At 65.6% G+C, this 13581-nt stretch carries 15 protein-coding genes and 1 tRNA gene; 4 read left to right on the forward strand and 12 right to left on the reverse strand.

Annotated elements, in window-relative coordinates:
- Nucleotides 1–560: 560 nt before the first annotated feature.
- From RXV88_RS09235 to RXV88_RS09250, 4 genes are all read right to left on the reverse strand, one after another.
- Nucleotides 561–644: transfer RNA gene (locus RXV88_RS09235), tRNA-Leu, on the reverse strand.
- 138 nt (nt 645–782) lie between these two features.
- Nucleotides 783–2135 (reverse strand): TRAP transporter large permease, encoded by a 1353-nt coding sequence (locus tag RXV88_RS09240; RefSeq protein WP_316292216.1) that lies wholly within the window; start codon nt 2133–2135, stop codon nt 783–785.
- On the reverse strand, nt 2132–2713 hold the full coding sequence (locus RXV88_RS09245) for a TRAP transporter small permease (protein WP_316292218.1): 582 nt from the start codon (nt 2711–2713) through the stop codon (nt 2132–2134). Before RXV88_RS09245 ends, RXV88_RS09240 begins: the two co-directional genes overlap by 4 nt.
- A 188-nt stretch (nt 2714–2901) precedes the next feature.
- Nucleotides 2902–3942, reverse strand: coding sequence for a TRAP transporter substrate-binding protein (locus tag RXV88_RS09250; protein WP_316292219.1), 1041 nt, complete (start codon nt 3940–3942; stop codon nt 2902–2904).
- Between the two features lie 131 nt (nt 3943–4073).
- Between RXV88_RS09250 and RXV88_RS09255 the strand changes: the two genes are divergently transcribed.
- Both RXV88_RS09255 and RXV88_RS09260 read left to right on the forward strand, forming a co-directional pair.
- Nucleotides 4074–4652 carry a YqaA family protein gene (locus tag RXV88_RS09255; RefSeq protein WP_316292220.1) on the forward strand — a complete coding sequence of 193 codons (579 nt, stop codon included), beginning with the start codon at nt 4074–4076 and terminating at the stop codon, nt 4650–4652.
- Nucleotides 4649–5107, forward strand: coding sequence for a disulfide bond formation protein B (locus RXV88_RS09260; protein ID WP_316292222.1), 459 nt, complete (start codon nt 4649–4651; stop codon nt 5105–5107). Before RXV88_RS09255 ends, RXV88_RS09260 begins: the two co-directional genes overlap by 4 nt.
- A gap of 58 nt (nt 5108–5165) precedes the next feature.
- On the opposite strand, the gene RXV88_RS09265 is transcribed toward RXV88_RS09260, so the two are convergent.
- Both RXV88_RS09265 and RXV88_RS09270 read right to left on the reverse strand, forming a co-directional pair.
- Nucleotides 5166–5294 (reverse strand): hypothetical protein, encoded by a 129-nt coding sequence (locus RXV88_RS09265; protein ID WP_316292224.1) that lies wholly within the window; start codon nt 5292–5294, stop codon nt 5166–5168.
- An 82-nt stretch (nt 5295–5376) separates the two neighbouring features.
- Nucleotides 5377–5823 carry an Lrp/AsnC family transcriptional regulator gene (locus RXV88_RS09270; protein ID WP_316292226.1) on the reverse strand — a complete coding sequence of 149 codons (447 nt, stop codon included), beginning with the start codon at nt 5821–5823 and terminating at the stop codon, nt 5377–5379.
- Between the two features lie 118 nt (nt 5824–5941).
- Between RXV88_RS09270 and rocF the strand changes: the two genes are divergently transcribed.
- Nucleotides 5942–6865 carry an arginase gene (gene rocF, locus RXV88_RS09275; RefSeq protein ID WP_316292228.1) on the forward strand — a complete coding sequence of 308 codons (924 nt, stop codon included), beginning with the start codon at nt 5942–5944 and terminating at the stop codon, nt 6863–6865.
- A gap of 15 nt (nt 6866–6880) precedes the next feature.
- Nucleotides 6881–7936 (forward strand): ornithine cyclodeaminase, encoded by a 1056-nt coding sequence (locus RXV88_RS09280; RefSeq protein ID WP_316292229.1) that lies wholly within the window; start codon nt 6881–6883, stop codon nt 7934–7936.
- A 98-nt stretch (nt 7937–8034) separates the two neighbouring features.
- Here the strand turns inward: RXV88_RS09280 and RXV88_RS09285 are convergent, their stop codons facing one another.
- The 6 genes from RXV88_RS09285 to purC all read right to left on the reverse strand — a co-directional run bounded on the left by RXV88_RS09285 (nt 8035) and on the right by purC (nt 13506).
- Nucleotides 8035–9369 (reverse strand): sigma-54 dependent transcriptional regulator, encoded by a 1335-nt coding sequence (locus tag RXV88_RS09285; protein ID WP_316292230.1) that lies wholly within the window; start codon nt 9367–9369, stop codon nt 8035–8037.
- 5 nt (nt 9370–9374) lie between these two features.
- Nucleotides 9375–11138: an ATP-binding protein gene (locus tag RXV88_RS09290; RefSeq protein WP_316292232.1), complete on the reverse strand. Its 1764-nt coding sequence runs from the start codon at nt 11136–11138 to the stop codon at nt 9375–9377.
- Between the two features lie 71 nt (nt 11139–11209).
- Nucleotides 11210–11878, reverse strand: coding sequence for a phosphoribosylformylglycinamidine synthase subunit PurQ (purQ, locus tag RXV88_RS09295; protein ID WP_316292233.1), 669 nt, complete (start codon nt 11876–11878; stop codon nt 11210–11212).
- Nucleotides 11879–11929: 51 nt separating this feature from the next.
- Nucleotides 11930–12328: a hypothetical protein gene (locus tag RXV88_RS09300; RefSeq protein ID WP_316292235.1), complete on the reverse strand. Its 399-nt coding sequence runs from the start codon at nt 12326–12328 to the stop codon at nt 11930–11932.
- A 97-nt stretch (nt 12329–12425) separates the two neighbouring features.
- Entirely contained in the window at nt 12426–12656 is a 231-nt protein-coding gene (gene purS, locus RXV88_RS09305) for a phosphoribosylformylglycinamidine synthase subunit PurS (protein WP_316292237.1), read from the reverse strand.
- An 88-nt stretch (nt 12657–12744) separates the two neighbouring features.
- Nucleotides 12745–13506 (reverse strand): phosphoribosylaminoimidazolesuccinocarboxamide synthase, encoded by a 762-nt coding sequence (gene purC, locus RXV88_RS09310; RefSeq protein ID WP_316292238.1) that lies wholly within the window; start codon nt 13504–13506, stop codon nt 12745–12747.
- Nucleotides 13507–13581 lie beyond the last annotated feature (75 nt).

The following is a 13581-nucleotide window of genomic DNA, read 5'->3' on the forward strand; positions in this document are numbered from 1 at the left end:
CACCTCCACATATGGTGAATCACAAAATCCGGCCCGTGGAAATCCCATCGATTCAGATTTCAAGGATGACGCTTTAGAGCTGATATCACGGGCGCCGCCCCCGAGATCGAAAGCCTGCGCGTCAGAACGAGCGGCTACGGGAAGGGCAACTTTAGATATTGATCTACATGTGCGCCAGAAGGTCAGTTCGTACTTTTGCAGACAGCCCGTCCCACCTACCCAAGTATATCCAGTCAAGTGTTAGGCCGTAGCTAGTGCAAAGACTTACGGCAGCTTCAATCGGTATACGGCGAAGGCCGTTTTCCCAATTGGTGTATTGTGTCGCGTTAAACCCGCACAACGCCGCCCATCCCTTCCGGGTTTCACCTGAATAAGCGGTTCGCACCGCACGAAGTCTCTGCGCAATCTGCGGAAAGGTCTTGCGGTCTGTCATGAGTCCACTGGCATAATCTATGAGTTTCATTTTCATGAAGTCATACAACGTGCGCGCTCAGACCGAAAACGAAACGTGTCTCTGTGACCCAGCAATAACCGGACGAGCTCAAAACCCGCTAAGTCATTGGTACCCAAGGCCGGACTCGAACCGGCACGCCCGAAGGCGGGGGATTTTGAATCCCCTGCGTCTACCATTCCGCCACTTGGGCAACTCCGTCAGATGTAGCCAAGGCCCCGGCGCTCGTAAAGAGGCAAAGCGGCGGACCCGATGCGCGACAAGCCCTGGACCCCGATCCGGGGCCTCGTTGTGTGATCCGAGGTCCCGGGGCACGCCCGGGACGGCATCGTCAGAACATCACCTGCACCAGCCAGAGCGTGATCGATGGAAACGCCACCAGCAGGCAGACCCGCAGGATGTCCGACAGCACGAAGGGCGCCACGCCGCGATAGGTCGCCCAGATCGGGATATCGCGCGCCACGCCGTTGATGATGAAGAGGTTCATTCCCACCGGCGGCGTGATCAGCCCCACCTCGACCACAATCAGCGCCAGGATGCCGAACCAGATCGCGGTCATCTCGGTGCTCATGCCGAAATCCAGCGCGTTGATCACCGGCAGGAAGATCGGGATCGTCAGCAGGATCATCGACAGGCTGTCCATCACGCAGCCGAAGACCAGATAGCACAGCAACATGATCGCCAGGATCGTCAGCGGCGCATAGCCCGAGGCGAGGATCCAGTCGACCAGCATGTCCGGCGCGCGGGTCAGCGCTAGAAAACCCTTGAGCATCTCGGCCCCCAGCAGGATGAAAAAGATCATCGCCGTGGCCTTGGCCGTCTCGAGGATCGCCTGGACGAATCCGTCACGGCTCAGCCGCCCGGCGAGGATCCCGTAAAGCCCCGTCGCCACCGCGCCGAAAGCCGCCGCCTCGTTGGGCGTAAAGAGCGCCTGCGGCCCCGGCTTGGCCCAGTTCCAGTCGCCCACGATGCCGCCCATGGTCAGCCCGAAGATCGCCAGCACCGGCCATGTGGCCGTCAGCGTCTTCATCCGCGCGCCGTAGGGCACCCTCTCGGCGACGTTGGCCGACCCGGGGGCCAGCCGCACATAGATCGCCACCGTCAGCATGTACCCCAACGCCGCCACGATGCCCGGGATCAGCGCCGCCATGAACATCTTGACGATGTTCTGCTCGGCGATGATGGCGTAGATCACCAGGATCACCGACGGCGGGATCAGGATGCCCAAAGTCCCGCCCGCGGCCAGCACCCCGGTCGAGAGCGCGTCCGAATAGCCGCGCTTGCGCATCTCGGGCAGTGCGACGTGGCCCATGGTGCTGGCCGTGGCCAGCGACGATCCACAGATCGCACCGAACCCCGCGCAGGCCCCGACGCTGGCCATCGCCATGCCGCCCCGCCGGTGCCCCAGCCAGTCGCTCGCCGCCCGGAAGAGCGAGGCCGACATGCCGGTGCGCGTGGCGAACTGCCCCATCAACAGGAACAAAGGAACGATCGACAGGCCCTGATTGGAAAACGTCTCATACGACAGGCTTTTGAGCGAGGCCATCGGCGCCGTGGGCGCGCCCAGCACGTACCAGGTGCCGAAAAAGCCGGTCAGCGCCATGGCCAGCGCCACCGGCACGCGCAGGAAAATCCCGCCCAGCATCAGGGCAAAGGCGGTCAGGGCGAGGGTCAGTCCGGTCATACCGCGCCCTCGCGGCCCAGGCGCAGCCAATGCACCGCACGCCAGACGCAAAAGAGGCTGACAAGGGCAAAGACCACAGCCATCACCAAAGCCGCGCCGTAGAGCACCCAGACCGGGATCGCCAGCTCATAGGTGGTTTCGGGGAAGAACGGCTTGTACCCCATGCCGAGTGCGGCGCGCAGCCTGTCCGAGCCGTAGGGGAACTTTTCGCCGAAGCCGAACCAGAGCTGACGGGAGATGACCACGGCGGCGACCGCGATCAGCGCATCGCCCGCCAGACCGAAAAGCGCCTGCACCCGCGCGGGGAATTGCGCGGTCAGGATGTCCACGGTCACATGCCCGCGCTTGAGCTGGCAATACGGCAGGAAGGCAAAGACCGCCAGAGCGCAGCCATTGGCCACCAGCTCGTAATCGCCCGGCACCGGGCCAAGCCCGACGGGCGTCAGGATGCGCCCGGTGATCGACACCATGGTCATCACCGCCATGGCGCAAAGCACGAGACCCCCCGCCACCGCCAGCGCGGTGGCGACGCCTTCGACCACGCGGCCGACCCGCGCCAGTAGAATTCCGGATGCCATCATCCCTGCCCTTCGCCGTCTCACCCACGGGCGGTGGGCGGTGCCGTCAGGTCTCGATAGCGGCTTGCGCAACGGTTTTGTACCCCGCGCGACGGTCAAACCGCATTTTCATGGATTGCCCGTGCGCGGGCTGCACGGCTGGCCGCAAGGGACAAGCCGGCGCGGGAAGCCCGCGCCGGCCCGCGACCTTATTTTTCGGCGTCGTATTTGGCGATCAGCGCACGCGCGTCCTCGACCATCGCCGCGGCGTCGAGCCCCATGGCGCCCGCCTCTTCGATCCAGGCCTCGGTCTGGGCCGCGCCCAGTTCCTTGAGCTGGGCCAGCGTGGCGTCGTCGAAGCTGACGATGGTATTGCCGCGCTCGGCGATCATCGTCTTGGCGATGTCGTCGCCCTTGTCCATCGCGGCCCCCGCCAGGCCCGAGGTCGCCAGCCCCGAATTGGCGTCGATCACGGCCTTGAGATCGTCGGGCAGGCTGTCGTACTTGGCCTTGTTCATGCCCCAGATGAAGAACGTGTTATAAAGCGTGCGGTCGCCGGGGATCTCTGTATGCGCCTCGGCCAGTTCGTGCACCTTGAGACCCGGAACCACCTCCCACGGGATGACGCCGCCGTCGACCACACCTTTGGAGAGCGCCTCGGGGAAGGCGGGAACCGGCATGCCGATGGGCGTCGCGCCCAGCGTTTCCAAAAGCTTGTTGGCCTGACGCGAGGGCCCGCGCAACTTGAGCCCCTGGAAATCGTCAAGGCCGGTGACCGGCTCGCCCTTCTTGTGGATCACCCCGGGGCCATGCACATGCACGGCCACCAGATGGATGTCGGACAGCCGTTCTTGCATGTATTTCTGGGTGAAATCCCACGCCGCCTTGGACGTGACCTCGGCGTCCATCGCCGACATGAAGGGCAGCTCGAAGACCTCGGTTTCCGGGAAGCGGCCCGGCGTATAGGCCGGCAGCGCCCAGCCGCAGTCGATCACCCCGTCGCGGATCTGATCGTAAAGCGCGGGCGGTTTGCCCCCCAGCTGCATGCCGGGATAAAGCTCGACCTTGATGCGGCCGCCCGAATCGGCCTCGATCTTTTCGGCCCAGGGGGCCATGAAGAACGCGGGCACCGACCCTTGGGGCGGCAGAAAATGCTGGCAGCGCAGCGTGACCTCTTGCGCCACGGCGGCGGACGCGCCCAGCCCCAGCGCCACGGCTCCGGCCATGGCGGAGATCAGCAGATGTTTCATGTCTTATCCTCCCTTGTGCGCCCCCGGCGCGGTTGAGGATATTGGTACACCCCAGCGCCGCCGATGCAAGCGGCCTTGACGCCGCCTGGCCTGCATGGTCTCTCGCCCCAACTCAGCCGCAGGAGCCGCATTTGCTGCAACGCCTTTACGATTGGACCATGGCCCAGGCCGACCGGCCGGGGGCGCTGTGGGTGCTGGCGCTGGTGGCCTTCGTGGAAAGCTCGGTCTTTCCGATTCCGCCCGACGTGCTGATGATCCCGATGATCCTGGCCGCCCCGCACCGCGCCTGGCTGATCGCCGGGGTGGCGACGCTGGCGTCGGTCACCGGCGGGCTTCTGGGCTATGGCATCGGCTATTTCTTTTACGAGAGCATCGGCGCGCCGATCCTCGGGGCCCTGGGCAAGGCCGAGGCGATGGCCGAATTCAACGCGCGTTTCAACGGTGTGGGGTTCTGGGCGGTGCTGATCGCGGGGATTACGCCCTTTCCCTACAAGGTCATCACGATCATGTCGGGCTGGACCGCGATGCCGATGGCGACCTTCCTCTTCACCTCGGTGGTTGCCCGGTCGCTGCGGTTCTTCATCGTGGCGGGGCTCTTGCGCGCCTTCGGCGCACCGATCCGCGACTTCATCGAAAAGCGCCTGGGGCTGGTCTTTGTCGCCTTCGTGATCGTATTACTTGGCGGGTTCTATCTGGTGAGGCATCTATGACGCGCAAGCTTTTGATTCTGCTGGCCGCCGGCGGCTCGGCCGCCCTGCTGCTGGGCGCGCTCGGCTTTCAGTACCTGGGCGAGCTGCCGCCCTGCAAATTGTGTTATTGGCAGCGCTATCCGCATGTAGCCGCGGTTCTGATCGGCATCGTTGCGCTGATCCTGCCGCTGGCGATCCTGCCCCTGCTGGGCGCGGCCGCCGCACTGACGACCGCCGGGATCGGCGGCTACCACACCGGGGTCGAGCGCGGCTGGTGGGAGGGCCCCACGACCTGCACCTCGGGCCCGATCGGCGGGCTTTCGACGGACGATTTGCTGGATCAGATCATGTCCGCCCCGCTGGTACGCTGCGACGAGGTCCCGTGGGAGATGTTTGGCCTTTCCATGGCCAGCTGGAACATGCTGGCCTCTTTGGCACTGGCCGTAGTGTGGATCGCCGCCGCGCGGCGGGCCTGAACGCAAAGACGCCGGCCCCGGAGATTTCCGCGACCGGCGCCAATTCGAATGCCGTCGATTACTCTACGACGTTGCCGTATTTGTCATAGGTCGGCTCTTCCATGATGACCTCTTCTTCCTGCTGTGCGCAGGCAGTGAGAACCGTCAGAGCCAGAGCGCCCATCACCATCTTCCAAGTCGTTGTCATCCCTCAATCCTCCAGGTTTTGATATGGTTATGATGACGACACGTTAGCGCAGCTCTGCCGCGGCTCCAACACTTGTTTTCACTCAGGCGGATCCGACCGGCTGGCGCGCCGCCTTGCGGGTCGACAGCAGCAGCGAGGTTTCTGAGGTCGCCACCCCGTCGAGCCGCCGGATCCGCGCCAGAACCTCGTCCAGCTTCTCAAGACTGTCGGTCCCCAGTTCGGCGATCACATCCCAGCGGCCATTAGTCGAATGCAACGCCCGCACCTCGGGGAAACCGCCCAACTGGCGCAGCACCCGGTCGGTCCCGCGCCCCTCGATCCCGATCATCATCAACGCGCGCACCGGATCGCGCGCCGCATCCTCGCGCAGCACCACGCTGAAGCCGATGATATCGCCCGCCCGCTGCAATTTCTCGATTCGCGCCCGCACGGTCGTGCGTGACAGCCCGAGCGTCGCCGCGAGGTCCGATAGAGACGCGCGGGCATCGTGCCGCAACGCCGCGATCAGACGATGATCCGTGCTGTCCATTATGGCCATCCAAGATTTTCAATTTGGCCAATAACTTACCGAATTGGGCAATTTGTCAACTGGAATCGCGCCCGAAACGGCGCGATATGAGCGGTAATCAAGCACAGGAACCGCCGACATGACCTCCAAGACGATTCTTCTCGTGGGCGCGCCGATGGATTGCGGCAAGGCCCGGCAAGGCTGCCTGATGGGCCCCGACGCCTACCGCACCGCGCGCATCGCGGGCGCGCTGTCGGATCTCGGCCATCAGGTGCGCGATCTGGGCAACGTGACGCCCGACGACAACGACCTGCCCGACCGCGAAGGCGTCGTCGCCCTGCCCCGCACCGTCGGCTGGACCACGGCGCTGTCACGCGCGGCGCAAGACGCCATCGCACAGGGCGTGCCGATCTTCATGGGCGGCGATCACGCTTTGTCTTTGGGCACGGTGCACGGCGTCACCGCCCATGCCGCCGCCGAAGGCCGCCCGCAATTCGTGCTCTGGCTCGACGCGCATAGCGATTTCCATACGCTGGAAACCACCGGCTCGGGCAACCTGCACGGCACGCCGCTGGCCTATGCCACCGGGCAAAGCGGATTCGACGGCTTCCCGCCGGTGCCGAATCCCGTGCCTCTCGAAAACGTCTGCATCCTCGGCCTGCGCTCGGTCGACGTGCCCGAACGCGCCGCGATCGAGGCCACGCCGATGCGCCGCCACGACATGCGCGACATCGACGAGAACGGCATCAAGACCTGCCTTGCACCCTTCCTCGACACCGTCGCCCGCGCCGGCGGCGCGCTGCATGTGTCGCTGGATGTCGATTTCCTCGACCCCTCCATCGCGCCTGCGGTCGGCACAACCGTGCCCGGCGGCGCCACCGTCCGCGAGGCGCATCTGGTCATGGAGATGCTGCACGACAGCGACCTGATGACCTCGCTCGACCTGGTCGAGCTGAACCCGATGCTCGACGAACGCGGCCGCACCGCGCAGCTGATGGTGGACCTTGCCGCCTCCGGCTTCGGCCGCACCGTGTTCGACCGCCCCACCCCGCGCATTCTGTAAAAAGGAGCCGCCCCAATGTTCCCCTCCGACAAAGCCCTCGTTCCCTTCGTCTCGGTCGATCACATGATGCAGCTGGTGCACCGCGTCGGCCTGCGCCAGATGCTGCAGGGCATCGCCGACGCCATCGAAGAGGATTTCCGCCGCTGGGAAAGCTTCGACAAGACACCCCGCGTCGCCAGCCATTCCGACATCGGCGTGATCGAGCTCATGCCCACCTCGGACGGCGAGATGTACGGCTTCAAATACGTCAACGGCCATCCCGGCAACACCCGCTCGGGGCTGCAGACGGTCACCGCCTTCGGCCTTCTGGCCGATGTGCGCACGGGCTATCCGGTGCTGCTGTCGGAAATGACCCTGCTGACCGCGCTGCGCACCGCCGCCATGTCCGCCGTCGCCGCCCGGCACCTGGCGCCCAAGGGGGCGACGACCATGGCGATGATCGGCAACGGCGCGCAATCCGAATTCCAGAGCCTCGCCATGCAGGCGATCTGCGGCATCACCGAGGTGCGGCTTTACGACATCGACCCCGCCGCCACCGCCAAATGCGCGGCGAACCTGGCGGGCAGCGGTTTGCGCGTCGTATCCTGCGCCACCGCCGAAGAGGCGATCGAAGGCGCGCAGATCCTGACGACCTGCACCGCGGACAAGCAATACGCTACGATCCTCACCGACAACATGGTCGGCGCGGGCGTGCACATCAACGCCATCGGCGGCGACTGCCCGGGCAAGACCGAACTGGCCCCGGCGATCCTGCACCGCTCGGAGATCTTCGTGGAATACCCGGCCCAGACCCGGATCGAAGGCGAGATTCAGCAGCTCGCCCCCGACCACCCGGTGACCGAGCTCTGGCAGGTCATCACCGGCGCCGCGACAGGCCGCCGCGACCCGCGCCAGATCACGCTCTTCGACAGCGTGGGCTTCGCCATCGAGGATTTCAGCGCCCTGCGCTACGTCCGCCGCAAGGTCGCTGAAACCGGCCTCTGCCTGCCGCTCGACCTGCTGGCCGACCCTGACGATCCCCGCGATCTTTTCGGCATGCTGACCCGCTCGGCCGCCGAAAAAGCGGCCTGATCTTCATCTGGTCGAAAATATCCCGGGGAGCGCGAGGGGCTGGCCCCTCGCTCCCGCACGAGACACACCGAACAGGTCCCGCAAAAAACCAATCCGCGTCAGAGATAATCCGACCGCTGCAGCCCGTATTTCGCCATCTTCTCGTTCAGCGTCCGCCGCGGCAGGCAAAGCTCGTCCATCACCGCCGAGATCGAGCCCTTGTGCCGGCGCATCGTGTTGTCGATCAGCATCCGCTCGAACGCCTCCACGTACTCTTTCAGCGGCTTGCCCTCGGTCGTCATGGCGGGCTGCATGTCCTCGTGATCGTTCATCAAGAGCGAAGCGATCGTGCCGGTGCCGCGCCGCGATTGCAGCACCGCGCGTTCCGCAAGGTTGATCAGCTGGCGCACGTTCCCGGGCCATGGCGCCTGCAAGAGCTGCGCGGCCTCCTGCGCTGTGACCTGCGGCGCGTCGCAGCCGTATTCCTCGGAAAACTGCTCGCTCAGCCGGGTGAAGAGCGTCAGGATATCCTCGCCGCGCTGGCGCAGCGGCGGCACCACGATCTTGAGCGCGGCCAGCCGGAAATAGAGGTCCGGGCGCAGCGCGGTCTCACAGGTGCGGCCTTCGTCCTGCAGGTTGCAGATCGCCACGATCCGCGTCTCGGGCGGCGTGCCCTGATCGTTGATCACCGACAAGAGCCGCGCCTGGGCCGCGTCCGAGAGCGATTCGATATCCTCCAGCACCAGCGTGCCGCCGCGCGCTTCTTCTATCGCGGGCAGGCGGCTGTCGTCGGGCTGCATCGGGCCGAAGAGCCGCTGCATCAGCGCGTCCTCGTCCATCGCCGCACAGGAAATCAGCACGAATTTCTTGCCCGCCCGGCTGCCCACCGCATGCAGCGCATGGGCGATCAGCGTCTTGCCGGTGCCGGTTTCGCCCTCGATCAGCACATGGCCGTCGGCCTGGCCCAGATCGAGGATGTCCTCGCGCAGACGCTCCATCGCCGGCGAGGCGCCGATCAGCTTGCGCATCAGCTGCCCGCCATCCGACAGCTCGCGCCGCAGCGCGCGGTTGTCTAGTGTCAGCCGCCGCGCGTTAGTCGCCTTCTTGGCCAGCTCGGACATCCGGTCGGGGTTGAACGGCTTTTCCAGGAAATCGAACGCCCCGATCCGCATCGCCTCGACCGCCATGGGCACGTCGCCGTGGCCGGTGATCATGATCACCGGCAGTGCGCTGTCGCTGCCCATCAGCTTGCGCAAGAGCTGCAGACCGTCCATCCCCGGCATCCGGATATCCGAGATCACGATGCCGGGATAATCGCTGCCCAGCACGCCAAGCGCCTCTTCGGCGCTGGCAAACGTCTCGGTGTCGTAACCCGACAGCGCCAGCCACTGGCTGATCGACTGACGCATGTCCTTTTCGTCGTCGACGATTGCGATCTTCATAGCGTTGGCCATTCACCTTACTCCGCCGCCTGAGTGCCTTCGGTCAGAATCGGCAGCTGCATCTCGAACACCGCGCCGCCGCCTTCCGCGTTGCGGGCGGTCAGCCGCCCGCCCAACTCGTTTACAATGCCGGAGGAAATGGCAAGCCCCAGCCCCACCCCGTCGCCCGGCTGCTTGGTGGTGTAGAAAGGCTCGAAAAGCGCATCGAGATCCTCGATCCCCGCGCCGTTGTCGCGCACCTGCAGCGTCGCCGTCTCGCCGCTGGCCAGGATGATCTCGACCTGCGGGTCGTCGACGGCCTTGGTGGCGTCGAGCGCGTTGCGCAGCAGGTTGACCAGCACCTGTTCGATGCGCATCCGGTCGCCCATCACCATCACCGGGTGATCGGGCAGAATGCGGGTGATCTTGACCCGCCGCGCGCGCAGCTGCGGTTCCATCATCGACAGGCTCGAGGCCAGCGCTTCGCCCATATCCACAGGGGAAAAGGCCTCTTGCCCCTTGCGGGCATAGGATTTCAGCTGGCGCGTGATGCCGCCCATGCGCTCGATCAGATCGTCGATGCGGTGAAAGGCCGACAGCGCCTCGTCGGGCCGGTTGCGCCGCAGCAAGAGCCGCGCCCCCGCCAGGTAGGTCTTCATCGCCGCGAGCGGCTGGTTCAGCTCGTGGCTGACCGCCGCCGACATCTCGCCCAACGCCGCCAGTTTCGAGCTTTGCGCAAGCGTCTGTTCGGCCACGGCAAGGTTCTTTTGCACCTTCTCGCGCTCGGCGATTTCCCGCTGGAGCCGGGCGTTCAATGCGCGCAACTCTGCCGACTCGCGCTGGAAAAGCGCCATGCGGAACGCGGTGCGGCGGCTGAGGACATAAAACGCCAGCGCCGCGAGAATCGCGAAGCCCATGATTTCCAGCGCCAGAACCCCGTTCACCCGCTCGCGCACGCTGGCATAGGTGGTGAAGGTCGCCATGCTCCAGCCGCGAAAGGGAATGCGCCCGTCGATGCGCATCACCGCCTCGCCACGCAGATAGGCGTCGGCGGGCAGTGCGGTCCAATCGGCGGTGGCCTGGATCGCCCGTTCGATGGCGCTGTCGGGCGATTGCCGCGCCACCGCCTCGGGGATGGTCAGCCCGCGCCAGCGCGGCTCGGTCGCAAGAATGATCGCGCCTTCGGAATTGGTCACCAGCACCGCATCGGAAATTCCCGCCCAGGCGCGTTCGAACTTGGCCAGGTCGACCTCGACCACGATCACGCCGATGGCGCTGCCCTGGCTGTCGACCCTGCGCGAATAGGTAAAGCTGTAGCCCCCCGCCTCGCGCGCCAGCGTGGTAAAGACCGTGGTGTTCGAACGCAGCGCATCCACGAAATAGGGCGCGCCGCGATGCTGCTCGCCCAGCCGGTTGCGGTCGGTCGCGGCCACCGTGCGCCCTTCGCGGTCCAAGAGCATCAGCGACGCAGCACCGATTTCGTCGACATAAGAGATCAGCCGCTGCGAGCTTTGCGCGAAATCGGCCGAATTCAGCGCCCCGATTAGCGCCGGATCCCGCGCCAGAAGCTGCGGCACGATGGCGTTGCGGCGCAACTCCGATACCAGGTTGCCGGAATAGAGCGCCAGCCGCAGCTCGGCGCGGTTGCGCGTGGTTTCGGTGAACCGGTCGGTCAGCAGATGGTTGGTGACATAGACCGTGATCCCCGCGATCACGGCCAGAACGGCAAGCGCCACCCTCACGCGCCAGCTCAGCGAGCCGGAGCGGCGCGAGGTCTTGGTGTCGGGCAGCGATCTTACCATGGGCGCAGAGTACGGCGCGCCCGCGCCGGGCTCAAGTCACGGCTGCGCGCGATGGGCGGAAAGGCGCGCTCTCAGGCCTCGGCCAGCGCGCGGGTGAGCGACGCGAACAGCGCCGCCCCGTCGGTGTTGCCCTGCGCCGGATCGGCGGCGCGCTCGGGATGCGGCATCATGCCCAGCACCCGGCGATTGGCCGACAGGATGCCCGCGATGTCGCGCGCCGAGCCGTTGGGGTTGTCGGTGTAGCGGAACGCGACCCGATCCTCGGCCTCCAGCCGGTCCAGCGTGGCGTCGTCGGCATGATAATTGCCGTCGTGATGCGCGATGGGGATGCGGATCTCCTGCCCGGCCGCATAGCCTTCGGTATAGATGCTGTCCGTCGTGGCCACCCGCAGGCCCACCGTCCGGCAGATGTATTTCAGCCCGGCATTGCGCAGCAGCGCCCCGGGCAAGAGCCCGGTTTCGGTCAGCACCTGGAACCCGTTGCAGATCCCCAGCACATAGCCGCCCGCCTCGGCATGGCCCTTGACCGCGCGGCAGATCGGCGAATTCGCCGCAATCGCGCCGCAGCGCAGGTAGTCGCCAAAGGAAAAGCCGCCCGGCAGCCCGACGATGTCGATGCCCTGCGGCAGCGCCGTCTCCTTGTGCCAGACCCGGACGACCTCCATCCCGGACTGGGCAAAGGCCTGTTCCAGATCACGGTCGCAATTCGATCCGGGGAAGACGACGACGGCGGCTTTCATGGGCATGGGCTCCTTTGCGGATATGGATGTGCTTCTGGCGGTTTCACGTCGTCATTGCAAGAGCCAGCGACGCAGCCGCCACGAGCCCCAGAGCGCGGGCAGGCAGACCACCAGCCCCAGCGCGGCCACCACCCGGACATGCGCCCAGATATGCGGGCCGGGGTAAATGCCGTCGCGGTCCTCGCCCGGGACCACATGTATGACGTGGCGGCTGCCCAGCGGCAGGTTCAGCGACGGATGCCGCATCCCGCCCGACACCCGCGCGTCGCTCCCGTCGGGGCGGGCATAGGCGAAGACGGGTGCATGGACCTCGGTCCAGAAATCGAAGGGCGTGTCGCCGGGCCAGGAATGGACCTGCACCACCTCCGCCTCGACCGTCTCGGAGCGCTGCAAATCCCACCAGACCAGCCCCGCGCTGACGGCGGCGCCCAAAAGGAACGTTCCCGGCACCAGCCAGATCAGCAGCCAGACCCGCCACGTAACCGCCCGCCCCCCGGGCCGGTCGCGCCACAGATGCTAGGGCGGTTCCCAGCGCCCGGCCACGGTCTTAAAGCAGCTCGACCCGGTAGCTTTCGATCACCGTGTTGGCCAGCAGCTTCTCGCACATCTCGGTCACGGTGGCCTCGGTGGTGCCCTCGGCCAGTTCCAGCTCGATCACCTTGCCCTGCCGCACGTCCTCGACCCCCTCGAACCCCAGGCTGCCGAGCGCGTGCTTCACCGCCGCCCCCTGCGGGTCCAGAACGCCGACCTTCAACATGACATGTACACGTGCCTTCATCTCGGTCTCCGTCGGATCGGCGCGCCGACCCCCTGCTTCTTCTTGGCAAAAATACTCAAAAAACCGCCGCCCGCCAACGCGACCGCGGTCAGTTGATCAGCTTGGGTTTCTGCATTTGCGCGGTGTTCTTGGGCATCACGCCCAGCCGCCGCGCCACTTCGGTATAGGCGTCCGTGAGGCTGCCCAGATCGCGGCGGAACACGTCCTTGTCGAGCTTGCGGCCCGATTCGATATCCCAAAGCCGGCAACTGTCCGGGCTGATCTCGTCGGCCACGATCAGGCGCTGGAAATCGCCGTCATAGACCCGTCCGATCTCGATCTTGAAATCCACCAGCCGGATACCCACCGCATACATCAGCCCCGACAGGTAATCGTTGACCCGCAACGCGAGGCTTAGGATGTCGTCCATGTCCTGCTGGCTGGCCCAGCCAAAGGCGGCGATGTGCTCTTCGGTGACCAGCGGATCGCCCAGCTTGTCGTCCTTGTAGCAATATTCCACGATCGGGCGCGGCAGCGGCGTGCCCTCCTCGATCCCCAGCCGCTTGGCCATCGAGCCCGCGGCATAATTGCGCACGATGATTTCCAGCGGGATGATCTCGCAGGCGCGCACCAGCTGTTCGCGCATGTTCAGCCGCTTGAGGAAATGCGTCGGCACCCCGATTCCGTTGAGACCGGTCATGAAGAATTCCGACAGGCGGTTGTTGAGAACCCCCTTGCCGTCGATCACATCTTTCTTCTCGGCATTGAATGCAGTGGCGTCGTCCTTGAAATACTGCACGATGGTGCCCGGCTCGGGGCCTTCGTACATAATCTTCGCCTTGCCTTCGTAAATCTTCTTGCGGCGTGCCATCGGGGCCCTTTCACGGCAACAGGCGGGACTCGACACGGTCCCACGCTTGGCGCCGTCATAGTCCATGGGCGGCAG

This window comes from Aestuariicoccus sp. MJ-SS9, assembly GCF_032586235.1.
GTDB lineage: Bacteria > Pseudomonadota > Alphaproteobacteria > Rhodobacterales > Rhodobacteraceae > Aestuariicoccus.

Excerpts from the sequence above, each read along its gene's own strand:
- purS (WP_316292237.1), bottom strand. The coding sequence starts at position 12,656 with ATGAAGGCACGTGTACATGTCATGTTGAAGGTCGGCGTTCTGGACCCG.
- purQ (WP_316292233.1), bottom strand. The coding sequence starts at position 11,878 with ATGAAAGCCGCCGTCGTCGTCTTCCCCGGATCGAATTGCGACCGTGAT.
- purC (WP_316292238.1), bottom strand. The coding sequence starts at position 13,506 with ATGGCACGCCGCAAGAAGATTTACGAAGGCAAGGCGAAGATTATGTAC.
- RXV88_RS09280 (WP_316292229.1), top strand. The coding sequence starts at position 6,881 with ATGTTCCCCTCCGACAAAGCCCTCGTTCCCTTCGTCTCGGTCGATCAC.
- RXV88_RS09245 (WP_316292218.1), bottom strand. The coding sequence starts at position 2,713 with ATGGCATCCGGAATTCTACTGGCGCGGGTCGGCCGCGTGGTCGAAGGC.
- RXV88_RS09240 (WP_316292216.1), bottom strand. The coding sequence starts at position 2,135 with ATGACCGGACTGACCCTCGCCCTGACCGCCTTTGCCCTGATGCTGGGC.
- rocF (WP_316292228.1), top strand. The coding sequence starts at position 5,942 with ATGACCTCCAAGACGATTCTTCTCGTGGGCGCGCCGATGGATTGCGGC.
- RXV88_RS09270 (WP_316292226.1), bottom strand. The coding sequence starts at position 5,823 with ATGGACAGCACGGATCATCGTCTGATCGCGGCGTTGCGGCACGATGCC.
- RXV88_RS09265 (WP_316292224.1), bottom strand. The coding sequence starts at position 5,294 with ATGACAACGACTTGGAAGATGGTGATGGGCGCTCTGGCTCTGACGGTT.
- RXV88_RS09285 (WP_316292230.1), bottom strand. The coding sequence starts at position 9,369 with ATGGCCAACGCTATGAAGATCGCAATCGTCGACGACGAAAAGGACATG.
- RXV88_RS09290 (WP_316292232.1), bottom strand. The coding sequence starts at position 11,138 with ATGGTAAGATCGCTGCCCGACACCAAGACCTCGCGCCGCTCCGGCTCG.
- RXV88_RS09250 (WP_316292219.1), bottom strand. The coding sequence starts at position 3,942 with ATGAAACATCTGCTGATCTCCGCCATGGCCGGAGCCGTGGCGCTGGGG.
- RXV88_RS09260 (WP_316292222.1), top strand. The coding sequence starts at position 4,649 with ATGACGCGCAAGCTTTTGATTCTGCTGGCCGCCGGCGGCTCGGCCGCC.